Origin of the sequence: Enterococcus sp. 12C11_DIV0727 (genome assembly GCF_002148425.2) — a bacterium.
GTDB lineage: Bacteria > Bacillota > Bacilli > Lactobacillales > Enterococcaceae > Enterococcus_L > Enterococcus_L lemimoniae.
The window spans coordinates 2,679,250-2,705,143 of the sequence record NZ_CP147248.1; the positions used below are offsets into that span (position 1 = coordinate 2,679,250).

A 25,894-nucleotide genomic window follows, 5' to 3' on the forward strand; every position below is an offset into this window, starting at 1 on the left:
TTAAGCTTAAAGCCGGTACTAAAACGATTTTTTCGTTTTAGTACCGGCTTATTTTTTGATTCGTTCAATTTACGGATTTTGTGAATTGTTTGAGTTAGATGAATTTTGTTTTAGTGCTGATTGGTCGATCGTTAAATCAACAGTAACACTTTGTTCTTTTCCATCACGATAGAAAGTAACTTTCATCTTGTCACCCACTTTTTTCTTGTAAAGAGTACTTTGTAAATCAGTTACAGAAGTGATTTCTTTATCATCGATTTTCGTAATAACATCATATCGTTGAATCCCTGCTTTGTCTGCTGGAGTAGCAGTTTGAACAGAACGGACAAGTACGCCCATTTGAACAGTATCAGGAAGCTTCAAGATTTCTTTTCTTTGTTGTGTTGAAACGTTGGTCAATTCCTCCATTGTAATGCCTAAGGCTGGCCGAGTGACTTTTCCATCTTTTTCTAATTGATTGATGATATTTACTACATCGTTACTTGGAATCGCAAAGCCCATTCCTTCAACGCTCACTTGGCTTTCTGATTGAACGATTTTAACAGAGTTGATTCCGATTACTTGACCTTCAATGTTGACTAAAGGACCACCTGAGTTACCAGGGTTGATTGCAGCATCTGTTTGAATGGCATTGATATTAATCGCTTGCCCATTATTTTCGTTTTGGATATTTCTATTTACTGATGAAATGATCCCTTGTGTTACTGAGTTAGCATAAGCTGATCCTAATGGAGAACCGATCGCTAAAGCAGGTTCTCCGATTTTTAAGTTATCAGAATTACCAAATTCAGCAATTGAATCTACTTTATCAGAAGAAATTTTGATTACAGCAAGGTCAGTATATGAATCTGTCCCGACTAATTCGCCTTCCACTTTAGTGCCATCGTGTAAAACAACTTCTAAGCCTTTTGCTTGATCCACTACGTGATTATTCGTCACGACATAAGCAGTTTTGCCATCTTTTTTGTAGATTACACCACTACCTTCACTAGCAGCCTGTAAATCACTGCCATCAGACTCGGCGTTATTAGAGTCACTACCGTCATTTCCGCCAAAGATATTGCCAAAACCGCTAGCATCGCTATTTTGGCTAGAGCTTTGCAAGTTGATGACTGAAACCACAGAATTTTTTACTTTATCAACAGCTTTGGTAACGTCACTATTGACATCCAAACTGACATTAGTAACTTTCGTATCCCCTTTGTTATCTTTTACAGTGCTAGTCGTTGTAGAGGAATTAGATGAAGGGGAATTTTGACCCATGATAGCATAAGCACCACCAAAAGCCAGTGCTCCTCCGAGCAAGCCTCCAACTAAACCAATCCCAAATTTTTTGAATAAACCATTTTGCTTTTTATCTGAATCAGGTGTAACGTCTTTCTTTTGCATACAAGCAACCTCCTAATTAATTATCATTATTTATTATATTTAGTATAGTCTTTCAAGACACCTTTAGTCTACCCAAGAGCTTTGAATTTTTTATGAACAAGATAGGGAGAAAAACAGATACAAATAATGAAAAATGTTTTTATCGGAATACTTATACACAGTAAAGTGTGAAAAACTCTTGAAAAATGACGGAAAACTCCTATGAAAAAGTTATCCACAAAATGTGGATAATGTGGATAAATAAACGGGAATAAGTGTTTGCATCTTAAAATACTGTAAAATAAGGGATAATTCGACATGAACCTGTGGATAAGTCTGTGTATATGTGCATAACTTTGTGGGAAAGTATGTGGAAGAGTCAAAACATTCATGATAAAATTGTTAACAAGTGAAAGAATTAAATCGAAAGAGACGTGAATCTGTTGAAAATAAAAATTATTACTGTGGGTAAGTTAAAAGAAAAATATCTGGTTCAAGGAATAAACGAGTATTTAAAACGACTGCAAAGTTATGCAAAAGTAGAAATCATTGAAGTAGCAGATGAAAAAGCACCAGAGAATTTAAGTGAAGCAGAGATGCTGCAGGTCAAGGGGAAGGAGGGCGAACGAATCTTAGCGAAAATCAATCATCAAGATTATGTTTTTGTTTTAGCTATCAATGGGAAACAGTTTAGCAGTGAAGAATTTTCCAAAGAGATCGAGCAACTTGGGATCAACGGTAAGAGCCAATTAGCGTTTGTGATTGGTGGTTCGCTGGGATTAAGTGATCAGGTGTTGAAAAGAAGTCAGCAACAGATGTCATTTGGAAAGCTGACTTATCCACATCAGTTGATGCGGCTGGTTTTGGTTGAGCAGATTTATCGTGGATTTCGGATTATGCGGGGGGAACCATATCATAAGTAGGGGTATTTTTGCAAAGATAATACTGATCTAATGCTCTTTTAAGTTGATAGATATAGGTTGGGAAGAGAACAGGTTAAGGTAAATGGATGAATTATTAAACGAAAATGAAGTAGTTGAAATTATGATGCGGTATTTAAATAGTCAAGGATACACAGTAGAAAGATACGCAACTACAACACAAACAGGAATTGACATTGAAGCATTTAAAAATGGAAACAAAATCTGTATTGAAGCTAAAGGAGCAACGTCTTCAATGAAAGGTTCTGCTAGGTATGGTAAGCCGTTCAATGATAATCAAGTAAAAAATCATATTGGAAAAGCAGTAGTTGCTGCACTAAAAGTTTTAAACCAAGAATGTAAAGATACTATTTCTGCTATTGCTTTGCCTAATAATGCTACGCATAAGAAACAAATTAATGAGATACAAGCACTGCTTAAAAAATTAGGGATAAAAGTCTTTTTTGTATCTAAAGAGAGTGTGCTGGATTATTTTTAAGAAATTATAATTTGGTAGTAAAGAGAAGAAGATTATTGTTATTTGTTGTTTTATTATTAGTTCTTGTTCAATCAATAAAAAGCATTAAGTTGAATATCTTTATATTATGAGAAACTATTTATAAAAAGTACAAAGATTACTTTTTACTAAATGGTCTGTATTCTTACTCTTTTTTTTTAAACTATACTTATTGAAAAATAATAAGAGAGTAAACTAATAGGAGGAGTTCTTCAATGTCAGAAACAAAAAATGATCCGCAACAAGCCAGTGCATTTGCTAGTGGGCTTGTGATGCCATTCATGAATGCTTATTCTGGTAGTAGTGAAGCATTGTCTATATCAGATGGTGCTGTATCAAAAGATATTAATACTATTCTTACACAAACAAAAACACTTATGAGTACGTTCGAGAGCAGTTTGAAAGCTGATGCAGACAATCTTTTATCCATTAGTAATACATATGAGGCGGCCAATCAATCGATGGTGGACGTGGTGACGCATGGATAAGAAGAAAAGTGTGATCGAAGTATCCAATCAGTTATCTGCATTAGAAGATGAAAAACTTTCCATTCATAAAAAGAAAAATCTGTGGGAAGAATACCAAGAACACTGGGCATATTTACAAAAAGAAGAACAATCCATATTAGAAGAAGTGGCCTATCTCAGTCTGGGAACAGAATCGATGAATCATGCCACGCAAGAATTAATGTATTTTGAAGAAGAACAACGAGCCGCTTCTCAAGCATTTGATTCAATTGAAGAAGGATTTGAGCAAAAAGAAAAAGAACTTTACGACAGAGAAGATCACCTCAACGCTGCTTATTATGAAACAAAGAAGCAGGTGGAAGTAAACGATGACGAAATTTAATTATTCCGAATTTCAAAGGGTTTTTACCAGTTCTCAATCCGATCGAGTTGCGTGTTTATCTAGTTTTTCTACAGTTGAAACAAACATCGCGCAATTTACAGCCACAAGTGCATTAACAGGTCCTGGTTGGGATTCCGCTAAGCAAGCATTATCGCCCTATTCCGTTGTCACAAAAGCCTTATATAATTATCATTGTGATTTTGGTGAAACCTACACAGCCTTTTTAGCAAGTTTTGAAGGAGAAGTTGGGGAAACAGGTAAAACATTAGACACAGAAGAATTACGAGAGCTTCAAGAAAAGTTAAATCGGATTCAACGAGAAAAACAAGATCTTCTAAATAAAATAGCTGGAAATATTGCTTTAGAAATCATCGGCGGTTATGGTGTGATGGCAAAGGATTTTCAACTTGGTGAGACGCAAAAGAAAATTGACTTACTAGAGAAATACGAAGCATTTGAAAATAGTCATGCAGGTGATTTTTCAGCGATTGTTTCAACTGGAGGTGATTTGATCTCGGCATTGAGCGATCTAGGGAAAAGTAAATCCTTTATTGCCGCAACAGGAACCTATACGTATTCAGATTTAAAAACAAAAAACTGGTATACTAATCTGAAGACCTACAATGACTCTTGTCCATCACAGCGAATTGAAATAGTGAAGACCGATAAATATGGGTATGGTTTGAAAGTATACATTAATGGAAAGTATAGTGAAGTAGCGTTAACTAATTTGATGTATGCCCAATCGAAAGAAGGTATGAAAGAATTAGGGATTACAATGAGAGATATGGCTGGAGAAATGACAGGGCTCTATAGTTTGTATCGTCTGTTTAATGGAAAAGACCCAGTGACAGGGGAACAAGCCAGTCGATTAGAAGCAGGTCTGTGGACAGCATTGTTATTATTACCACAGGCAAAAATGCTCAGTGCGGCAAGAGAACTCCGAGCAGGGAATCGCTTATTAACAGGCGTTAATTTGACCGCAAAGGACCTACAAATTTTAAATAAAGCTGGATATTTTGATGATGTTGGTAAGATAGGTAAACTTGAGAAAACTGGTGGATTTACTAAAGCGCAAAAAGTTGAGAACTTCCAAAACAGGATTGATAATATTAGGAATAGGATGCCAAATTCGAAGCTGAAAAATCAAGGAAATATGGCTGTCGCTGATGTTAAAATAAAGGTTTGCCAGACGAGTTTATGGCACATAGTAAAATTCACGGACCAAGTAGCAAAGGTGCAGATTTAGGCAATTTCTCACCTGCATCAGAAAATAGGATTTTCGAATCATATACAATAGATAAGTTCCCAAGGTATAATGATACTGAGGTTAAAATTCTGGAGGATATAGCATCTAAAATCAAAGATCCAAAACTTTCTGGTAAGATAGATTTGTATACAGAACTACCAGCTTGCCAAAGCTGTACAAATGTTATATTAGAGTTTAGAAAAAAGTTTCCAAATATAGAACTTAATATATTTACGAAGTAGGTGGAAAAAATGAGTGAAATTAGTTATTTAGAAGCAAAAGAATTAACTTTAGAAGACTATGAAGATTTTATTGAAGATGAAGGGTTTAGCCCCAATCAAGCAGTAGCCGCAACTTTTGAAGATTCTGTATTAATGATGAAAAAAAGTCATAAAGTTTATGTATCAGTGATGGTAAATCTTTCGATTTTGAGTTTAAGACAAGATTTTTTACCAGATTATCTATTAGAGAAGCAAGAAAGTTTAAAAATGGTTAATGGTTTAAATGAAGAAGAACAGTCTGTTTATGATTCAGATATAAGTACTTTGAATCAGTTGTTAAGCAATCAAAAATTTGAGATAGATAAAGATGAAGAATATAAGCTAAGAGTTAACATGTTATTAGAGCAGTACTGATTATAGAATAATAAAAAGGTGCATTATTCTATAATGGTAATCGGATAGTAAAAATTCGATTAGTAAGCTAAACTTACTATTTAAGTTGTCAATGAGGCTAGTGTAGTCTGAGGTAAGTCATATTTTAATTGCATAAAAAGAGGGAATAATTATTTCATCCATTAGATATTTTATCTAGAATACACGTTATTAAGACGTACTAGGAGAAAAAAATAATTATATATTATATCTATGAAGACCAATCATTCGTAAGGAGTGATTGGTCTATTTTTGTGCTTGAAGGAGGAAATAAAATGTTCAAAGAAAAAGGAAATCGATACATCACGAAGGGAGTGAACGAACAATCGCCAAAAGAAATCGATTAATGAAATCATATGGTATCAAAACTGAATACAATGATCACAGCAATTATCTTGAGATTATGAGTAGTTGCTATTTTTTATTTAATTTAGCAGGTTAAAATCGTTCAATTTTTTGTTACTATAGATGTAAAGGAGTGTGGCATGGTTGAGTACAGATTATCCAGTAACAATAAAAGAATTTTTTCAATGGTTAGATGATGGTGGGTATAATCAGTTTGGAATTCACCTGAGTGAAAATACAAATCCAGAAGGATATGGAGTAAGAAGAGTTGGTTCACAACTTGAACTATTTTATTCTGAAAGAGGTCAGGTATATCCAGAAAAACAGTTTAATACTGAGAAAAAACTAGTTGGCTACTTAGCTGCAAAATTAGAGAAAAGTAATTGGGCTAGAACCCATTGTATTTCTGCTACAGAGAACAAGAATACCTCAGAAGTATTAGCTAAAGAACTGAATAAAATGAACATTAAATTTGATCAGGAAGAGCTACCATATTCCAATGATGGAAGAATGTTTTACAGGACAATGGTGTACGGGACTGATATCAAGAAAGTAGAACATCTAAAACAGAAATACTATAACTAACATAATAAATATCGGAAATATTATCAAGAAGAAAACGTAAATTGGGCATAGGAGTAATGTAATTACAAAAACATTTGAAGATAAATTTATGGAACGACAAGCAGATATGGTTGATATCGCTAAAGAATTTATTGAAGATCGAGCAGAAAAAATTTACTTATATGGTTCTATTGAAAATGGGGGTATTCCTTTAATTTATTCTTTCAAATCCATGGTCGAATTGTAACCATGAATAAAGTCAATTCTGCAATAATTGAAGGGGAAAAAGAATATGATATATCTTCCGATAGAAAATGGGCTGTTCTGCTAATAAGGACTGAAGATTTACAAAAAATAGAAGAAGTTTGCAAGAAATATGAACAACCAGTACTGACACAATTCAAATTGTACTATGATGTGCACGAAAATAGTTTGAAAGCTAAATACCAGTATGATCCTATGTATTCTAATACTGATGACCTTCATAGTTCTGACATCTTTATGTCATGGTATGAAGAAGTAAAACAAGAAATAGAGGGGGAAAAGTAGAAGAGGAAGAAAATGATGAATAATAAACAAATGTTTTACGTGATATTATTAAACGTAATCACTTTTTTCTTACTTGTTTCATGTAAAAATTCTGAGAGTATTAAAGGAACTTGGCACGTAGAAAATGACTCTGGTGAAATTTCAGAAATGACACTCACGGATACGACAATGACCGTAAATGATGTGAAGCTAGAAGTCAATCAAATCACTTCAGGTACGACTGGGGGCAAAAAATATTTTGAAATGGAAAAAGGGAGAGTAGGGAGAGTGCATATTATTTTCCCAGAAAAAAAGATGATACCATTACTATTATGATTATTCCTAATACTAAAGAACCTTATTTAAACTATGCAATGAACAGAAAGAAACAACCTGATTATTCAAAATATGATGAAAAATATGTGAAGTAATATCTATTTGAATCATTAGATAAACTCTAGAGTTACAGGCGAGCAAAATTCTGCATACGGTATGGCATATGTGTTGAACCAAACATCATATATTACAGAGAGTATTCAAGAAAATTTTCCTAAGAAATTAATAATCATTTTGAAGAACACAGGGATCTACAAGAGTTACTTAGCTGTTTTTCGATGATATTATGAGAAAGTTTTTTACATCAAAATGTTTTCTTAACCAAAATATTTAATCATGTTACTAATAACTAATTGTATTGTATCAAAAAATAATTATATATCATATCTATGAAGATCAACCACCTTAATGACGGTTGGTCTATTTTGTGTTTCAAGGAGGGAATAAAATGTTTGATAACAAAGAAAATCGTTACATCATGAAGGGAGCGCTACCAGATGCGCCAATCAAAAAATTATGGGCGATTGATGATGGTAGTCATCAAACCATGTTATTACCAGAAGATTATTAACTGGCATTTTTCTAAGAACCAACTATAACAATCAAAAAGGAGAAAAACATAAAAACAAATCAATCAAGAAAACGTGTAGCTATTGTCAGTCTTGAACTGGTGAAAGAAGCCTCCACTTTTTACGCCGCTAGATCCTGTACTAGCCCACAAGCAGTTTACGAGTTATTCGCCCCGTTTATTGAAACAAAAGACCGAGAACATTTGGTGGTCGCTGGTTTACACGTAAAAAATGAACCAACGGCTATTCAAGTTATTCACATAGGAACCAATAATTAGGCACTAACTTGTTTCATAACAAATTTTTTGATAATACATCCATCTGGTATGACTTTAAAAATGTATAAAAGATTGGAATACCAACTAACCTTTAAAAATTTTTTCAACTATAAATGAGAAAGCAGTCGATGAAATAAAGTCAAATTGAGATGGTTGTAATAGTCGGAAATTTACACTGTACGAAATTTTATTTAAGGATTTTTACCAACTTATTTATAAATTAAAAAGTTAAAGTCAACTTTCCAACTGTAAAATAAGTGAATTGTATAAGAATTTATGTACCAAGCATTTATACTGTTAAGATGATTAGGACTGACTAAATAGTATCCCTTTCTGACACACAGAACCGAATCACAAATGAATTTTTTTGTATATAAATGCTGATGCAACGATATTCTTAGTTTAAAATTACAAGATAAAAATGATGCGGTGGAATTTGTCGATACAAAAAAGAGACTATTTTCAAGAGAATTATTGATAAATGTCATACTGAATGACTAGTTAATTCGTTTAATCTATAAGGCTTTAAGATAACTAAGTGGAAAATTTTCGGAACTGAACAGTAGTCCACATAAAGTATTAGTATACTAACAAAGCTAAGAAAAAAGTTTTAGCTATTCTGATTACTTTTTTCTTTATTTAGATAGTCAATATATGAATTTCCCCAAATCGCTAAACTAGCTAGTACAGGTTTAAATAGAATGCCTAATTCGCTTAATGAGTATTCTACTTTTGGAGGTACTTGATTGTATACCTTTCTGTTAATTAAATTATTTTCTTCAAGTGCTCTCAACTGTTTTGTAAGTGTACTTTGTGTTATTTTTCCTAGACGTTTTTCTAGTTCACTGAAACGTAGTGTTTCACCGTCTAAGTGATGTAGAATTAGGATAGCCCACTTGCCTGATAAAATTTTTTGACTAGTAAAATAAGGACAAACACCATATAAATCTTGAACTTTAGCCATTAATTTTCCTCCTAACTACCTAAAAAGATAGTAACTATTATAAAAAAACGTACTTGTTTTTTGAAATGTACGTAATATAATTATAGCATAGATTTACAAAAATTAATTTAAAGAATGGGAGGTTTTATTATAAGAGTGGTAGTGATGGGTTCAAGTGAGAAATGGCAAATTACTAATGGGAGATTTACAGAAATTTGATGTCGTAGCGAATGATTTTGGTACCTGGGTATTAGAAACTCTTTCTCAACATAATACGAGAGTACATCACCTAAATGATAGTTTGTATAGAAGCAAAATCCGGTTACTAGTTTTGGGTGAAGCTGGAAGTTTCTACACTGATTCAGCATAGACTCAACAATTTCAATATGGTCTGATTTCTTAGACGCATATAAATCAGTAAGCTCGAAAATAGGTAATTCTATTTGGAGCAAAGTAAACAGGTTAAAAGCTATTTTTTTATTATACAATAAAGTGAGCATCTAAATAACATTTTGGAGGAATGACATTGGCTAAACGATATTCAGAAGTTGGGATTTTATTAGTAAGAATCATGCTAGGTTTTACAATGGGAATACATGGAGTATCTAAAATTACAGATTTAAATGCAACAATAGGATTTTTTTCTAGTTTAGGTATCCCGTCAATAATGACTTGGTTAGTGATACTGCTTGAAATAGTAGGTGGTATTTTGATGATTATTGGGGTACTTGTTCCCATAGTTGCTGTGGGCTTCATTATTGAGATTGGTACGGCGATGGTTTTACTTGGATTTCAAAGAGGCTATGTAGGGGGCATTGAATTAGAAGTGATTATAATTGTACTAAGTATTTCAATGATACTTACGCACTGGAATAAGAAAATTATTAATTTGTATCCTGTACTAAACTAAAATTGAATCAAACTAACTTTTATTTAATATATTATATTCATGAAGACCAATCATTCATAGAAGGATTGGTCTATTTTTATGTCTATAAGAGGAATCTATCTAAGGAAAAAAATGTTTGAGACGTTTCTTTTTCTATCCAACTGTTTTGCTAGGAAGCAATCCAAAGAAAAAACCAGAAAATCTCTTATTAGAGTATCTGCAATTTTTGAATTTAATCTTGATAAGGATCGTGATTTAGTGGAATGACTTCATCGATAGGAAGAGTTATTTTTTATTGACTATTATACCTTTACAAGAAATGGAGCAATGCCAGGTATCCAAATTGAAAATATCTGGGGTATAGAAGATTGTAGTTATCAGACCATGTTATTGTCAGTTTTGAACTAATAAAATAAGTCTCAACTTTGTTCAGATAAAGGGAAAGTAGAATGGTGAAAGAAAAAATACAGCTATTTGAAATAAAATAATTCCAGCATCATCCGTTTTCTAAGCCATACTAACAGCGGAAAATAAGCGGATTATTGTGGTCAAACCCAGTAAAAGGCCAAGGAATTTAAACTATATTTTATTCATGTTTATTCCTCAAAAATTCAGGTTTTTAAATACATCATGGTAATCGAAAGGATAAGCAATTATAATTACTGTATACAGTAATTAATGGATTGAGTAAACTAATCTTACTTTGGATTTCTGAAAATGGCGAGAATGAGGTATAGCAGCTTTACAAACGCATTCTATTTAAACAAAAAAATACAAAGAATGTAACAGTAAATTGTACTATTAAGAAATAGAAGACTTACATTATAATAGAATTCAACATTGATTGATGATTAATGATGTAGAGGGAGCCAAAGAAACGCTGTCTGTATAGAATGATTTCATTGACTCGTCAGATACTGTCCATTTGCTTGTTCAATTGGCGTTTATGAATAATTTGGTGGGTCTTTATTTAGCTATCAATCGAAAATGTAAGTATTATTAGAGGTGTTGAAATTGATGTCCTCGTCAGAGTCAATGTTCTATACTGTTATTTTGTAGGTATATCAGTAAAAGGCTAAAAATTATTATGAAAGATATACATAAATGTAGGGCAGCCCTTTTTGATACTTAAGAAAAAGTACTATTTTTTATAAACTTCATCGACCAAATATAGCGTAATCTGTGGTAGTAAATTTTCCAAATATTATTTACGTGCGGTACGCAAAATCGTATCATAGATAGGAATCTATAGGGGGAAGTAAATGAAAAAAGTGAAAAAGGAACAACGTTCGGTTTCGTTAAATTGGTATAAGCGCTATAAAAAACGATTTAGTATAGGATATGTTATTGCTTGTTTCAGCTTAGTTATAGGGATTATATTTTCTATACTACTATTTTTATTAGTGTTGTTAGCTATATCAGATTATAATGACTCAAAAAAGCAAATAAACGAGCTAACAGAAGAACGTTTGGCACTTAGAGAAAAAATTCAGCACTCGGCAACGGATGACCAATTGAAAAAATTTGAACAAACGCAAGCTGGTTTAACAAGTGGATGGTCAAACAATGAAGATAATTATATTGTAGAAGTGGATGGTCAAGAAATAGTTATTGACCGCAATAACATATTTGTTTCAGATAATGCAAAAGTGCTAAAAAATGATACCAAAAAGAAAATTTATCAGATAAATAAAGAATTTTCTCAGTTTAACGACGGACAACAATTCATGATTGTAACAGTTCAATCGTTACCCGAATATACGACCATCGAGACTTTTGCATCAGAGGTCTTTAATCAACTAGGGATTGGACAAGCTGATAAAAATAATGGTGTTTTGTATGTGATGTCAATTGATGATCGTAAAACTAGAATAGAGGTAGGCTATGGGTTAGAAACTATAGTGTCAGACGCAAAGGCTGGTTCAATTCTTGATGATGAAGATACGGTAGCTGATTTTAAAGATAAAGCGTATGATCAAGGCGTTAATCGTATCATAGATCAGCTATACACCCAAATTGGTTCTATTACGCCTGAATATGATTTGAAAATAGAGGATGCCAAAGAACGATTAAGTAATGCGAAAGCCGCAATTATTGTTCTTGTTGTTTCTATTTTTATTTGCCTGTTAAATGGAGCCTTTTTTGTGATACAAGCGAAGAAATTAAAGCAAAGAATGAATCAATTATTAGATAAAGAGATCTATTATTTGTACCTGTCAGCTCCTATTTTTATTTTCACTATTCGTGGTCTTAAAAAAATGATCAGTACTGGGCAAGTCATGTCGAAGCATCCAAGTGCTAAGCGTAAAGGGACAACTATTTTAGTAGGAAATCGTTTATATGATTCTGGTGGTTACTTAATTACACGAGATTATGCTTCATATAGTTCTTCTTCTAGTGATAGTGGTTCTTCAAGCGATTCATTTGGCGGAGGTTCATCTGGAGGTGGAGGGGCTTCTGGTGGGTGGTGACAGGTAGCAAGTGACAACTTTTAAAGCGTGAAGTATTCCTATGCAATAGTAGCGGTATTACATAGGGATACTTTACGATTTGATATATATTCATTCCACTCAGAAAGAAAATCTCTTTTTCAATTATTTTACAGCGCCATTGCTCATACCTGCAATAATGTTTCTTTGGAAAACCAGATAGACTAGCGTGATAGTGATAATACCAATTGTATAAGAAGCAAAACTTGGGCCATAATCATTGAAGTATTGACCTGTATAATTGTACTGGAATAAAGGCAAGGTCCACATCTTGGAATCACGATTCAAAATAAGTAACGGTAACATGAAATCATTCCAGAACCATAATGCATTGATAATAATCACTGTCGCATGCATTGGTTTCAGCATAGGAAAAATAATTTTAAAATATGTCGTAAATCGGCTGGCACCGTCAATTTCAGCAGCTTCATCTAAGCTGATTGGAATATTTAATTTAATGAATCCTACATATAAAAACAAGGTTTGAGGGATTGCATACGTTAAATAGAGTAAAATCAATCCCCACATATTGGCTAATCCAATGCGGCTCATCATAACGGTGATCGGAATCATGATGACTTGAAAAGGGACGAAAATTCCTAAGATTAAAAAGAAATACATCAAAGCATAAGCTTTACTTTTGGACATTTTACGTGCCAATGAATAGGCAGCCATTGGAATAATTGCCGTGACGACAATTATGGAGAGCAGTGTGATGAGTGCTGAGTTTAGAAAATGATGACCAATGCCATCTTTTAAGAGTCGTTTGAAATTATCAAGAGTTGCCGGATTTGGCAAACTAAAAAAATTGTTCATGATGTCGGGTGTGGTTTTGAATGAACTGAAAAGGGTTGCTAATAAAGGCACTAAAATCAAAAAACCTCCTAACAACAAGAACAAATATTTTGAACCATTTTTTTCTTTCGATGTTTTCATTTTAGAACCTCCTAGAGTTCAAATTTCTTCGACAGCTTCAGTTGAGCCAACGAAATAATAGCGATCAAGATAAATAGGACAAGGGCGATTGCATTTGCATACCCAAATTGATTATTTTTAAAAGCATAATTATATACAAGTAATCCGAGAGACGTCGTTGCATCATTTGGACCGCCACCTGTTAAAGCGAAAATTTGGTCGAAAGCTGTCAATCCGCTTTTTAGCGCCATGATAAAGACCATTGAAAGGCTTGGTAAAAGGTAGATGAGTTCAATATTCCAGAAAATCTGTTTATTGTTGGCACCATCCATATGCCCCGCTTCGATAATTTCCTGAGGAATACTTTGAAAACCTGCTAAGAAAATAATCACTGGCATCGCAATTCCTTGCCAAAGAAGGACAAAAATTACCGCAAATATTGCACCCCAAGTAGTTCCTAAAAAGCTAGTTTGAAGCCATTCAATTCCTAAGGTCTTACCAATCGTTGGTAAACCATAATTAAAAATTTGTTTAAAGACTAAAGAAACCACAATACCAGACAAAACAGCGGGAAAAAAGAACCAAGCTCTGAAAAATGTTTGCCCTTTAATTTTGCTATTTAAGGCACGAGCAATCAGAATTCCAAAAACAATTTGGCCAACAATCATACAGATTGTCACAATGAGAGTAAACCCAATTGATTTAATAAATTTTGGATCTGAAAAAAGAATTTTGTAATTGTTTAATCCGACAAACTCAAAGTTATAAGTCAGTCCAGTCCAGTTGGTCAAGCTATAAAATGCTCCTTGAATCATCGGGAAATAAAAGAAGATGATTTGTAAAATAATCGGAATCACCACGAAAATTACTGCCCAATAACGATTTAAAATGTCCTTTATTTTCATAAAACTCCCTACTTTCCATCTGCTTTCATTGGATTGAAAAAAGCATTTAGTGCATCAACCATCATCTTTTTGTTGCCATTGTGTAAATAATTTGTAGTTAAGGTATAGAAATCATTTTCACTGTTCCAATCTTTCGCTAGCCAAACTAAATGACGATCAGTAAAAGCTAACTCTGTTAAACCACTCAATGGGGAATCAGTATTATGTTCAATAACACCTTTTACAGCACAAGGAGAACCATCTACATCATAATATTTTTGCATTGCTTTTGGCGTGGTCATGTATTTGATAAATTGTCGTGCCTCTTTTTTATGATCAGAAGTCGCTGAGATCGACAAGGCTAAATCACCAGCACCAATCGTCAAACTTTTACCTTCCTTATCAGCTGGAAAAGGAAAAGTCGCTACTTCAAAGTCAGGGTTTTGGGAATTGATCATGGGCATTGCCCATGATCCGTTTGGCATGATCAAAGCATCACCTTTAGTAAATGTTACAACAGTGTCGTTATAGCCAGCACCTTGCCAGTTTTGTTGCATTGCACCTGATTGTCTTAATAACTCCAGTCGGTTGAAATCATTTTTCATGTTAGGAGCATCTGCGGAGATGCCGTTAACTTTTGAAAAACGCCAGATGTCATTTGCTTCTTTTCCACCACCAGCAACTGTTGCTAAGGCTAATTGGTGATAACCGTTTAAGGTCCAGCCTTCAGCACCTGCAATTGCAAAAGGGACTTTGCCTTGTTTTTCAATAGTAGCAGTTAAATTTTGAAAGTCTGACCACGTTTTTGGGGCGCTCAAGTTCATTTGATCGAAAGCCGTTTTATTGTAATAAAAACCATAAACATTAGCAGTTAAAGGAAGACTGTAGACTTTATCGTTGACAGCAAAGCGTTTGGCATAATCATTTTTGATATTTTCTAGATAAGGCTCATTAGTCAGATCTTCCAGATAACCAGCTTGAGCCCATTCCCGCAACTCGATACTTTGAGGATAGAGGTTGATCACATCAGGAACATCGCCTGCCAACACACGAGTTTTGATGACCTCACCAGCATTAGGGACATCAATGACGTCAACATGAATTTTTGGGTTCTCTGCTTCAAAATCTTTTGCAATGTCTTGAATAACTTGGGACATTTCTTTTTTTTGGTTAAAATATTCGATGGTGACCTTGTCGCTAGTACCCGTTTTAGAATTATCGCAAGCGATTAGGCTAAATAGTCCAAAGACTAGCCCAGTTGCTAGTAGCCATTTAGTTTTGGATAGCTTCATTTTTCTCACTCCTATCAATTAATACACTTAAAGCGATACATCCATGAAGAAAAATCTTCTGTTTGTTGTGGTAAATAAAAGCCGAGATTCATCAATTCATCACCACCAAAAATGTGACCATTCTCTGTTTTGTATTTCTTAGTAGGGTCTAAATCGGTTAATTTCAATAAGCTGAACGGTTCCTGACCTTGAGTTAAAATTTTAAAAGCCAAAACTAAAACCTCATTCTGCTCTTGAGAAATAAATTGCCATGCACATTCATTGCTAGTAAAAGGATTTTTCAAACGGGCAAATTTACCAAATTGTACGACTTGACGAATGTCTTTATAAAGAGCCACTTGTTCAGCAACTGCTTGTTTTTCGTCTGTTGTGAAAGTTGTTAAATCTAATTCATAGCCAAAGACCGAACTCATCGCGGCATTTCCTCGCGTATTTAACGAGACATTACGTCCAGTTTGATGATTTGGTATTGCTGACACATGAGAAGTAAAAGAGGAAGGTGGGTATACAAGTGAGGTACCATATTGTATCTTTAAACGTTCTAATGCATCAGTATCATCACTTGTCCAAGATTGTGGCATATAATGTAAAATGCCACTGTCAAAACGTCCACCGCCACCAGAACAGCCTTCCCATAAAACAGCTGGATATTTCGTGATCAATGCTTCTAATAGTTCATACAAACCTAAGATATAACGATGAAGAGTCTCTCCTTGATTATCAGACGCTAATTGATGTGAGAAAACTTCAGATATGCTGCGATTCATGTCCCATTTCACATAGTCTACATATCCTTCATCAAAAATTGCGGATAATTGAGTTAAAATATTTTCTCGTGCTTCCTTGCGGCCCAAATCTAAAAGATGCTGACTGCGGCTAGGTGCTGGTATCCGTTCAGGATAGCTCATTAAAAAATCGGGATGTGCGCGATATAAGTTAGAATCAATAGAAATCATTTCCGGTTCCATCCATAGACCAAATTTCAAGCCTTTTTGATGAACATAATCAGCAAAATGACATAATCCGTTAGGGAATTTACGTTTATCTACAAACCAATCTCCTAACGAACTAGTATCGCTGTCTCGTTCACCAAACCATCCATCGTCTAGCACAAACATTTCGATTCCGACTTCCGCTGCAGTATCAACAAGGGGTCTTAATTTTTCTTCAGTAAAATCAAAATAGGTCGCTTCCCAGTTATTGATCAAAATATCTCGTTCTTTGTTTCGATAGTTACCGCGAGCTACACGGTTCGTTAATAACTCATGGTAAGTTTGACTCATTTTATTCAAACCTTGATCTGAGTAGACCATTAAAACTTCAGGACTTTGAAAGGTTTCACCAGATAAAAGTTCCCAAGAAAAATCCTCTTCATTGATTCCTGCAACTAAACGAATCTGACCGATTTGATCTTTTTCGATTTCGAATGCATGATTTCCAGAATAAACTAAGTTGAAACCAAAAACTTCACCTTGAAATTCATCAGCCGTTCCCTTTTCCAAGGCAATAAAATTGTTCATTTGATGACTTGTAGAACCACGTCGGCTACTGAATTTTTTAATTCCGTAACCAATTGCTTCTTTTTGTACTTGACGTTCTTGATTATGGGCTCCTGGTAAAGAGATAACCGAGAATGCTTCATCAGGAAAATCCAATTGCATCGAAGCTAATTTATGAATTTTGCTACTTTGGGTACTTAAATTTCTCAATTGTATCGAGCGGGCGATTACTGGGCGGTCCCGGTAAATTGTATAAAAAGTTGCTAATTCAAGCTTACTGATTTCATCAATTAGAGTGATAACTAAGGTTTCAGCCTCAATATTATCTTCAACGTAAGCAGAAGGTAAGCCAATCAATTTTGGTTTGCCGGGAAACATTTCAAAGCCAGTGAATTTAAAGTTTAAAGCGTAACTACCATCTGTCTGCATAATTTTAGCAGCAGGGACTCGATAGTCACCTTCACCAGCCATGCTATATTCTCTCAATAATGTGTCTTGTGAATAGCTACGATCTTCAACACCTGCTAAGTTTCCAGAAAAACCGCGGTCAACTCTAGGGTATTTTCTTTGGCCGTGATAACTGTTTACTTGTTTTCCAAAATAGAGGTGACTAATCAACCCAAAATCTTCTACAGCTAAAAGGTAGCTGATTTGCTGGTTTTTTAAATGAAATACTTGTTGTTCAGCATCGTAAAAAATTAAATTGGTCATAAAACTACTCCTTGCCTAATCTAGAAATTTGATAGCGCTTTCTAGTTGATGGACTAATCATAGCAAGAATTTTCTTATAAAAACATGGTCAAATGCGGGAGAAATATGTCATAATGTAACCAAGACATTTTGACATATTTTAGGAGGAAAGCTGATGTTATATGAATACAAGAAAGTTAGTATTGAACATTTTGACTGTAATGTTTTGTTTTACGGAAGAGAGTTAACACCGGCTGATTATGCTTATTCCGGAAAGAATACACGAGATTATTATGTTTTGCATTTTATTTTATCGGGGAAAGGCAGCTTTGCTAGTGCAGGCAATCGTATGACACATTTGCAAGCAGGAGATGTGTTTATTTTACCTAAGGCAGTTCCTTGTTTTTACCAAGCTGATAACCAAGAACCATGGGAATATAGTTGGATTGGTTTTTCTGGTAGCGGTATTCGAGATATTTTACTACAGAGCCAAATTATGGAAAAACATTACTTAAAAGATGTAGCAACTAGTCAATTTGCCGAACAATTTGCCGAACTATTTCAAAGTCTACATGCTCCATTAAATCTAAGTAATCGTTTATTAGTTCAAAGTAGAATTTTTCAAACATTTCATTATTTAATTCAAGAGTATCCTTCAAAAAAAGATCAGGTCAATACCAGTTCCTACGAACATTTTGAGCAAGCCGTAAAACTAATGAAAGAAAACCTAATGGAAGGTTATAATGTAACAGACGTAGGTGCTGCATTACATTTATCACGTAGTTATTTATATACGGTCTTCAAAAAATTTGCTGAAATTAGTCCGCAACAGTATTTATTAAATTTACGAATAGATACAGCGAAGGAGTTACTAAAAGATACCAAATATTCTTTGCAAAGTATTGCTGGGTTGGTTGGTTATAAAGATCAATTTACTTTTTCAAAAGCCTTTAAACGACTTGTTGGCAAATCGCCGCAGGAATTCCGAATGGAGAAATAAAACTCTGTGTGTTTGATAAAGCCAGTTAACAAAAGGTTAAGCAAGTCCCAATCGCGATTCCCGAAGGCAAACAGAATGGAAAAATTGATTGACCTACAAGTTAACTTTAAGGGATAAACTAGACTGTTCTACTTAATACCTTTTTTATTGATCATCTCAAAAATTACTTGAAATAGTAGCAGGAGATGATTATTTCTGTAGAAGCAAGCTGAATGTGGAAATATTTGTTAGCTACTATTTCAATGGGAAGGATAAAAATAGAAGATTAATTGTAGTGTGATTTTCTATTTTTATGCTCACTGGGCGAAATGCCCATCTCCTTTTTAAATACTTTACTAAAATAATTTCCTGTAGAAAAACCAACCTTTTTTGCGACAGCATCCACTGCGTTATCCTCCCATAATAGCGATAATGAATGAAGGATGCGCACTTTTTTTAAATAGTGTATCGGTGGCGAGTTATAAGCTACTTCGAATTGCCGAATCAATTTGTATTTTGAGAGTTTGTATTTTTCAGATAAAAACTCTAGACTAATATCTTCGAAATAGTGTTCATCAATATATTCTTTTATAGCCTTGATGGTATCTGTTTTTTGTTGGGTTTCTATTTGTACCTCGTCCTTAATATCTAAAAAAAGGGCAAATGCTGCTTTAGCATTTTGTGTAACTGTTAATTCCTGTGTTTTTAGATCAAGAATAAATCTTCGCAACAGTTCAATGAATGTCTCTGATAATTCAACAATGGTAATCGATGTATCTAACCATTGCAGCATACTTCCTGAAAACTCTACAAATAGAAAGTGCCAATCTTCACCGAAATAACGATAATTTCCAGGGATCTTAGCAAAAAAAGCCTTATTTTGTGTTAAGGGAACAGTTTTGTCTCCTATTTGTATAAATCCTTGCCCTCTTAATGTCACTTGTAAAACAATTAGTTGTTCTTTTCGATTACGTGCATCCCAATCATAATGCATACTTCCTTGGCCGACACCAATACCTCGGATGAGTGGTAAATGTCGGTCATCGATGTAATGGAATTGACGTACAAAATTCTGCAATTTATTACCCTCCATGAAATAATTTCTTCTTGTTACTTCTGATTATACTCGATATCATGGATATAATAAAAGAAGAGGGATGATAAATATGTCGATCTATTTTGATGCATCACAGAATTTTTTTCACCTGAGCAATAATGAAATCAGTTATATCATTGGTATCGAAAAAGAACAATATCTTACCCATAGATATTTTGGTCCTCGTTTGGCAGAGTATCATCAAGTCAATCAGCTGCAAATGATCGATCGCGGTTTTGCTACGAATCCAATCAGTGAAGAACGTACTTTTTCGCTAAACACGCTACCACTTGAAACGAGTACGCAAGGTAGCTTAGATTATCGAGTGAGTAATTATCAGTTTCGGAATATCGATGGACATTGTATTACTAATTTTGCGTATGATCATTTTGAAATTTCAGAAGGCAAGCGACCTTTAGAAGGTCTCCCTTCACTAAGGGGAGACCAAGGACAAACCTTAGCAATTTATCTTGTAGATTCTATCCAGTCACTTGAAATGGTGTTGTATTATACGATATATGAAGATCTTCCTGTCATTACACGTAGCGTATCATATACAAACAATGGGACACAGATAGTCTATATTGAAAATGCTGGTTCAATGCTCTTAGATTTTCCCCGTTGTGACTTTGACTTACTAACACTTAACGGGGCCCATACAAATGAAGCAACAATCCATCGCCAAGCTCTCCATCCTGGTATACAAAAAATCGCATCGACCAGAGGAACGAGCAGTCCGCAGCATCATCCGTTCTTAGGGCTTGCTGATCGGTATACGAATGAAGATCAAGGGGATGTTTATGGTTTTCATTTTATTTATAGTGGAAATTTTGTTGCTCAAGCTGAAGTAGAGCAGTATGGAAGCACACGGGTTCAAATTGGAATCAATCCAGAGACGTTTGAATGGAAATTGTCACCTGGAATAACTTTTCAAACGCCAGAAGTTGTGTTGAATTTTAGTAGGCAAGGATTTAATCAACTTTCTCAGACGTTTCATACGTTATACCAAACCTATCTGATTCCTAAGCAATGGCAACAGGAGGAGCGTCCCATTTTACTTAATTCTTGGGAAGGCAATTATTTTGATTTTACTGAAGAGGACTTGATCCGCCAAGCTCATTTAGCGAGTATATTAGGGATTGAATTATTTGTTTTAGATGACGGGTGGTTTGGTCAACGTGCAGATGATACAACTTCTTTAGGCGATTGGTATGTGAACAACGCAAAACTTCCAAATGGGATCGAGCATCTTGCGGATGTTATTCACGAACAAAAGATGAAATTTGGTTTATGGTTTGAGCCGGAAATGATTTCTGTAAAAAGTCGTTTGTTTGAGAGACATCCAGAATGGAGTTTACAGGTTCCAAATTACCCTCAAACACAGGGGAGACAACAGCTGGTCTTAAATTTAAGTTTGCCAGAAGTTCAAGATTACCTCATTCAAATGCTGATAGCGTATCTGTCATCAAATAAAATCGATTATATAAAATGGGATATGAATCGACATTTAACGGAAGTGGGCAGTTTTCTTTTACCTAATGATCAGCAAAAAGAAGTTAGCCATCGTTATGTCTTAGGACTATATCGTATTCTATCTGAAGTAACAGAACGATTTCCAAAAGTCCTTTTTGAAAATTGCTCTAGTGGTGGCGGACGATTTGATCCAGGAATGGTTGCTTATATGCCTCAAACTTGGGCAAGTGATAACACAGATGCGTTATGTCGCTCGAAAATCCAATATGGCTATAGCTATCTGTATCCACCAATTATGATGGGGGCTCATGTTTCGGATAGTCCTAATCATCAAGTAGGTCGAAACACCCCTTTAGAAAGTCGCTTTTTAATTGCAATGAGTGGAAACTTTGGCTACGAATTAGCGATAGAAAAACAATCGCCACAAGAACTCGAAATGATAAAAGAGCAAGTTATATTTTATAAAAAGCATCGTAAACTGTTACAGTTTGGTCAATTCTATCGTCTAAAAGAACTTGATGCGTCTTATTCTACTGCTTGGCTATTTAAAAATGAAACAGAAGCGCTTCTTGTCTATTCCAATGGACTAGCTCAACCAGCACAAACGGTTCAGTATTTAAAAACAAAATATCTTGAGGAATCAGCTCTTTATAAGGATATGAATACAGGGGAAATATATAGTGGTAGTGAATTAAATCATGCCGGTATTCTTGTACCGAGGATCAAAGGGGATTTCAATTGTTTCTATATTCATTGGACTGTTATTAGGTAAATGATACATTAAAAAAAACCCTTACGGCGAACCGCCGTAGGGGATCTTTTTGTTAATTTAGTAAAACAGCATAGGCTTCGTAAGGGAGAAGGGTTTGACTAATTTCTTTTTCATAATTATGAATCAGGATTTTTTTGATTTGTTGTGTTGCATCCAATAAGAATTGAGCCGGCTTATTGGAAAAATTGACAACAACTACTATTTCTTTTCCTTCATACTTACGGATATAAGCTAAAACTGCTGCATCTTCTGTTTGAATACTCTCAAATGTTCCTTCTGTAATCACTGGTACTTCTTTTCGGAGCTGAATCAATTTTTTGTACGTATAAAATAGAGAGTTTGGATCATCTAAAGCGGCTGCTACATTGATTTCACTTGAATCTCCTGCAGGTAACCAAGGAATACCAGTTGTAAAGCCCCCTTGTTTAGAATTATCCCACTGCATCGGATGGCGTGCGTTATCACGTCCTTTGGCATTGATAGAGGTAATGATTTCCTCTTCTGTATATCCTAAAGTGATGCGTTCATTATACATTCTACGACTTTCAATATCATCGACTTCATTAATGGATGTAATTGGATGATTGATCATCCCGATTTCTTCACCCTGGTAAATATAAGGTGTTCCTTGAAGAAAATAAAGATAGATAGCCAACATTTTACCACTAAGCACCCTGTACTCTTGATCATTGCCCCAACGAGAAATGATTCGTGGCAAATCGTGATTATTCCAAAATAGGGAGTTCCAGCCTTTACCAGTTAATTCAGTTTGCCATTTAGAAAAAACATGATGCAGTTCTTTTGGATCAAGTTTTTTTAGATCCCATTTTCGTTTGCCCGGTTGTTTATCCAAATTGATATGCTCAAATTGGAAAACCATCGATAATTCATCTCTGTCCTCATCTGAATAAAGCTGAGCAATTTCGGGTGTTGCCCCCCATGTCTCACCAACTGTGACCAAATCGTATTTTCCAAAGGTGTTTTGATTCATTTCCTGTAATAGTTCATGGAGTTTTGGTCCATTTTTAGTAATGAATTGGTCGGGTTCTTTTCCGATTAAATCAATAACATCTAGACGAAATCCGCCTACTCCTTTTTCGATCCAGTAATTCATCATACGATAAATTTCGTTGCGCATCGTTTTATTTTCCCAATTTAAGTCAGGTTGCTCTTTGGCGTGTAAGTGAAGATAATATTCTCCAAGTTCTGGAACCAATGTCCAAGCAGAACCGCCGAAGTTTGACTGCAGAGTGTTCGGGGGGCTTCCGCCAACGCCCTTTCTCCAAATATAAAAATCATGAAACTCGCTCTTTGGATCGTGAAGCGCGGATTGAAACCACGGATGTTCAGAGGAAGTATGATTGACGACTAAGTCCATGATGATCTTGATATTCCTCTTTTTAGCTTCTTCAATTAGTGTGTCCATATCCTTCATTGTTCCATAATCTGGATCGATCGCTTGATAATCACTGATATCATAGCCATTATCTTCATTAGGCGATTGATATACAGGACTTAACCAGATTGCTTCTATTCCTAGAAAAGCAAGATAATCTAACCGTTGAATAATTCCAGGAAGATCCCCGATGCCATCTGCGTTCGTATCTTGAAAGCTACGTGGATAGACTTGATAGATCGTTGCTTTTTTCCACCAATTAGTTTTCATAACGCACACTCAATGCTAGTAGATCTTGGTTTCCATCGGCACTTAATGTGTCAATTACTTCAACGGCTTCATAGTCGTTCGTATTGGTCACGATCATCATCACTGTTGGGTCAAAGCCAGCTTGTTTGACAGCGTCTAAATCGACTGTTCCTAAGATATCCCCTTTTTTCACTAAGTCTCCATATTTTTTAGTCGTTTCAAAGAATTCTCCATTTAATGTTACCGTATCGATTCCAATATGGATCAGTACTTCTGCACCATGAGTTGTTTTTAACCCATAAGCATGTTTTGAATCGTATACGACCGTTAATTCCCCATCAGCTGGTGCGTAAATAATCCCTTTTTCTGGAATTACTGCAATGCCTTTTCCCATCATTTCTTGAGCAAAGACAGGGTCGTTGACTTCTTTTAAAGAAATAGGTGTGCCTTTGACAGGTGCAGCTAAGATTTCATCTTGAACAGCGATGATTTCCGCTTCAGGATCTTCATTGATTTCAACCGCAACTTCACCTTTACTAGTATCATCATCTGCAAATACAGCCATATGACGTTTACCATAAGCATATGTCGTAACAAAACCAACTAAAATACTGATGACGATTCCAATCATGAAATAAGGAATTGATTTTGGTGCGATTGAAATAAATCCGATCACACTAGCAGGTCCCATTGCCACTGATAAAACATGAAATGCACCAATAAATACACAAGCAACTGCTGAAGCAATCATACCGCAGATAAATGGAAATTTAAGTTTTAAATTGACCCCAAAAATTGCTGGTTCCGTAATTCCTAGCATCGCTGAAATACTTGCTGAAGTCGCTAAACTTTTTTGTTTTTTATTTTTAGTTAATAACATAATGGCAAGTGTTGCTGCACCTTGACCAACGTTTGCCATAGATGCAACTGGGAAAATGAAGGAACCGCCAGTACGTGCAACATCCGCTAACAAGGTGGTCTCGATTGCTGGAAAACTTTGATGTAGTCCTGTAATAACAATCGGTGAATAAAACAGTCCGAATACACCTAAGCCGATTGCTCCTGTTGTATTATACAACCAAACAAGTCCATCAGTTAAACCATCTGAAACGATTCTCATAACAGGGCCCACAACGATAAAGGTTAAAAATCCAGTAATAATGATGGCTAGCATTGGGGTGAAAGTAAAATCAAATGCATTTGGAATGCGTTTGTGGAAGAATTTTTCTAAAGTTGCTAAAAGCCAAGAAACCACTAATACTGGCAATACAGAACCTTGATAACCTGCTTGGGCAACGTTCATCCCAAAAATATGCCAATAATTCATACTACCTTCAGCAATCGCATTAGCAACACCATAACCATTGACTAAATCAGGCATAACCATCGCCATTCCAATGGCCGCACCTAGATAGGGATTACCACCAAAGCGTTTGGTTGCGGAAAATCCGACTAAAATAGGTAAGAAGGCAAAAGGAGCCGAAGCTAACAGATTAATGATACTAGCAACATCCGTTACATTAGGGAACATTTCTACAACGGATTGCGGTCCAAACAAATGTTGTGCAGTTAACACATTATTCAACGCCATCAATAAACCACCAGCAACTAAAGCTGGAACAATCGGAACAAAAATATCAGATAATACTTTAATAAAGGCCATAATTGGATTGTTCTTCTTACCATTAGCTGCTACTGCTTTTAAATCAGCAGTGGATGCTTCTTTGACATTCGTTATTTTTATCAGTTCATCATAGACGTTGTTGACATCGCCAGCTCCAATAATGATTTGAAACTGGTCATTGGCTTCAAAGGTTCCTTTAACAGCGTCATTATTGTCTAAAGCTTTTTGATCCACCTTGCTTGAATCTTTTAAAACTAACCGTAGTCTTGTTGCACAATGCGCTGCCGCTTGGATATTGTCTTCGCCAAGTGCTTGATTGATTTCCTCTGCTACTTTTTTGTAATCCATTCTCGTTCCTCCTAAATGTCATTTAAGCGATTTCAATAGAAGTGCTCATCTTTTTATGAAAGATAGAAATGAAATCGCTTTTTCACATCCAAAGTATACCATTTTTTATAAAATTGTCAAACGTATAACAATAGTTAAAATCTATTATAAAAGGGGTGAATGTATTTTTTTATTATGGAT

General features: G+C 34.9%; 25 protein-coding genes. 16 read left to right on the forward strand and 9 right to left on the reverse strand.

Annotation, left to right across the window (positions count from 1 at the left end; genetic code table 11):
- Positions 1–69 precede the first annotated feature (69 nt).
- Complete coding sequence (locus A5866_RS12665) at positions 70–1,389, reverse strand: S1C family serine protease (RefSeq protein WP_086445198.1); 1,320 nt, start codon at positions 1,387–1,389, stop codon at positions 70–72.
- 422 nt (positions 1,390–1,811) lie between these two features.
- Here A5866_RS12665 and rlmH point away from each other — a divergent pair, with 422 nt between their 5' ends.
- The 12 genes from rlmH to A5866_RS12720 all read left to right on the forward strand — a co-directional run bounded on the left by rlmH (position 1,812) and on the right by A5866_RS12720 (position 7,900).
- The gene (gene rlmH / locus A5866_RS12670) at positions 1,812–2,291 is read left to right on the forward strand and encodes a 23S rRNA (pseudouridine(1915)-N(3))-methyltransferase RlmH (protein WP_086445197.1); all 480 of its coding nucleotides are present in this window, start codon (positions 1,812–1,814) and stop codon (positions 2,289–2,291) included.
- Between the two features lie 82 nt (positions 2,292–2,373).
- Complete coding sequence (locus tag A5866_RS12675) at positions 2,374–2,787, forward strand: hypothetical protein (RefSeq protein ID WP_086445196.1); 414 nt, start codon at positions 2,374–2,376, stop codon at positions 2,785–2,787.
- 233 nt (positions 2,788–3,020) lie between these two features.
- Complete coding sequence (locus A5866_RS12680) at positions 3,021–3,293, forward strand: hypothetical protein (RefSeq protein ID WP_086445195.1); 273 nt, start codon at positions 3,021–3,023, stop codon at positions 3,291–3,293.
- Positions 3,286–3,654, forward strand: coding sequence for a hypothetical protein (locus A5866_RS12685; protein ID WP_086445194.1), 369 nt, complete (start codon positions 3,286–3,288; stop codon positions 3,652–3,654). Before A5866_RS12680 ends, A5866_RS12685 begins: the two co-directional genes overlap by 8 nt.
- Positions 3,641–4,903 (forward strand): pre-toxin TG domain-containing protein, encoded by a 1,263-nt coding sequence (locus tag A5866_RS12690; RefSeq protein WP_217871597.1) that lies wholly within the window; start codon positions 3,641–3,643, stop codon positions 4,901–4,903. The genes A5866_RS12685 and A5866_RS12690 overlap by 14 nt, the downstream gene beginning before the upstream one ends.
- Positions 4,855–5,145, forward strand: a complete 291-nt coding sequence (locus A5866_RS17090) for a deaminase domain-containing protein (RefSeq protein ID WP_217871595.1) — start codon at positions 4,855–4,857, stop codon at positions 5,143–5,145. Before A5866_RS12690 ends, A5866_RS17090 begins: the two co-directional genes overlap by 49 nt.
- A 9-nt stretch (positions 5,146–5,154) precedes the next feature.
- Positions 5,155–5,538, forward strand: coding sequence for a hypothetical protein (locus A5866_RS12695; RefSeq protein WP_086445193.1), 384 nt, complete (start codon positions 5,155–5,157; stop codon positions 5,536–5,538).
- Between the two features lie 507 nt (positions 5,539–6,045).
- Positions 6,046–6,486, forward strand: a complete 441-nt coding sequence (locus A5866_RS12700; protein ID WP_086445192.1) for a hypothetical protein — start codon at positions 6,046–6,048, stop codon at positions 6,484–6,486.
- Positions 6,487–6,574: 88 nt separating this feature from the next.
- Entirely contained in the window at positions 6,575–6,712 is a 138-nt protein-coding gene (locus A5866_RS12705; RefSeq protein ID WP_176332598.1) for a hypothetical protein, read from the forward strand.
- A 2-nt stretch (positions 6,713–6,714) separates the two neighbouring features.
- On the forward strand, positions 6,715–7,014 hold the full coding sequence (locus tag A5866_RS12710; protein WP_339099683.1) for a hypothetical protein: 300 nt from the start codon (positions 6,715–6,717) through the stop codon (positions 7,012–7,014).
- A gap of 15 nt (positions 7,015–7,029) precedes the next feature.
- Positions 7,030–7,329, forward strand: a complete 300-nt coding sequence (locus A5866_RS12715; RefSeq protein WP_339099684.1) for a hypothetical protein — start codon at positions 7,030–7,032, stop codon at positions 7,327–7,329.
- 448 nt (positions 7,330–7,777) lie between these two features.
- Positions 7,778–7,900 carry a hypothetical protein gene (locus A5866_RS12720; RefSeq protein WP_339099685.1) on the forward strand — a complete coding sequence of 41 codons (123 nt, stop codon included), beginning with the start codon at positions 7,778–7,780 and terminating at the stop codon, positions 7,898–7,900.
- An 886-nt stretch (positions 7,901–8,786) separates the two neighbouring features.
- Here A5866_RS12720 and A5866_RS12725 read toward each other — a convergent pair.
- On the reverse strand, positions 8,787–9,140 hold the full coding sequence (locus A5866_RS12725; protein WP_086277159.1) for a winged helix-turn-helix transcriptional regulator: 354 nt from the start codon (positions 9,138–9,140) through the stop codon (positions 8,787–8,789).
- Positions 9,141–9,645: 505 nt separating this feature from the next.
- Here A5866_RS12725 and A5866_RS12730 point away from each other — a divergent pair.
- Complete coding sequence (locus A5866_RS12730; protein WP_254907220.1) at positions 9,646–10,029, forward strand: DoxX family protein; 384 nt, start codon at positions 9,646–9,648, stop codon at positions 10,027–10,029.
- Positions 10,030–11,270: 1,241 nt separating this feature from the next.
- Positions 11,271–12,479, forward strand: a complete 1,209-nt coding sequence (locus A5866_RS12735) for a TPM domain-containing protein (protein ID WP_086277151.1) — start codon at positions 11,271–11,273, stop codon at positions 12,477–12,479.
- Positions 12,480–12,602: 123 nt separating this feature from the next.
- Here the strand turns inward: A5866_RS12735 and A5866_RS12740 are convergent, their stop codons facing one another.
- From A5866_RS12740 to A5866_RS12755, 4 genes are read right to left on the reverse strand one after another with little or no spacing between them, the layout of a single operon-like run.
- Positions 12,603–13,433, reverse strand: coding sequence for a carbohydrate ABC transporter permease (locus tag A5866_RS12740; protein ID WP_086445190.1), 831 nt, complete (start codon positions 13,431–13,433; stop codon positions 12,603–12,605).
- A gap of 11 nt (positions 13,434–13,444) precedes the next feature.
- Entirely contained in the window at positions 13,445–14,317 is an 873-nt protein-coding gene (locus tag A5866_RS12745) for a carbohydrate ABC transporter permease (RefSeq protein WP_086445189.1), read from the reverse strand.
- Positions 14,318–14,325: 8 nt separating this feature from the next.
- A complete protein-coding gene (locus tag A5866_RS12750; RefSeq protein WP_086445188.1) occupies positions 14,326–15,588 on the reverse strand; it encodes an extracellular solute-binding protein in 1,263 nt (420 codons plus the stop codon).
- A 14-nt stretch (positions 15,589–15,602) separates the two neighbouring features.
- Positions 15,603–17,798, reverse strand: coding sequence for an alpha-galactosidase (locus A5866_RS12755; RefSeq protein WP_086445187.1), 2,196 nt, complete (start codon positions 17,796–17,798; stop codon positions 15,603–15,605).
- Between the two features lie 154 nt (positions 17,799–17,952).
- Between A5866_RS12755 and A5866_RS12760 the strand changes: the two genes are divergently transcribed.
- Positions 17,953–18,777, forward strand: coding sequence for an AraC family transcriptional regulator (locus tag A5866_RS12760; protein WP_086445186.1), 825 nt, complete (start codon positions 17,953–17,955; stop codon positions 18,775–18,777).
- A 265-nt stretch (positions 18,778–19,042) separates the two neighbouring features.
- On the opposite strand, the gene A5866_RS12765 is transcribed toward A5866_RS12760, so the two are convergent.
- Entirely contained in the window at positions 19,043–19,834 is a 792-nt protein-coding gene (locus A5866_RS12765) for a helix-turn-helix domain-containing protein (protein WP_086445554.1), read from the reverse strand.
- Between the two features lie 88 nt (positions 19,835–19,922).
- On the opposite strand from A5866_RS12765, the gene A5866_RS12770 reads away from it, so the two are divergent.
- Positions 19,923–22,097 carry an alpha-galactosidase gene (locus A5866_RS12770; protein WP_086445185.1) on the forward strand — a complete coding sequence of 725 codons (2,175 nt, stop codon included), beginning with the start codon at positions 19,923–19,925 and terminating at the stop codon, positions 22,095–22,097.
- Positions 22,098–22,149: 52 nt separating this feature from the next.
- Here A5866_RS12770 and A5866_RS12775 read toward each other — a convergent pair whose 3' ends face one another.
- Complete coding sequence (locus tag A5866_RS12775) at positions 22,150–23,763, reverse strand: glycoside hydrolase family 13 protein (RefSeq protein ID WP_086445184.1); 1,614 nt, start codon at positions 23,761–23,763, stop codon at positions 22,150–22,152.
- Positions 23,753–25,714, reverse strand: a complete 1,962-nt coding sequence (locus tag A5866_RS12780; RefSeq protein WP_086277127.1) for a sucrose-specific PTS transporter subunit IIBC — start codon at positions 25,712–25,714, stop codon at positions 23,753–23,755. Before A5866_RS12780 ends, A5866_RS12775 begins: the two co-directional genes overlap by 11 nt.
- Positions 25,715–25,894: the final 180 nt, after the last annotated feature.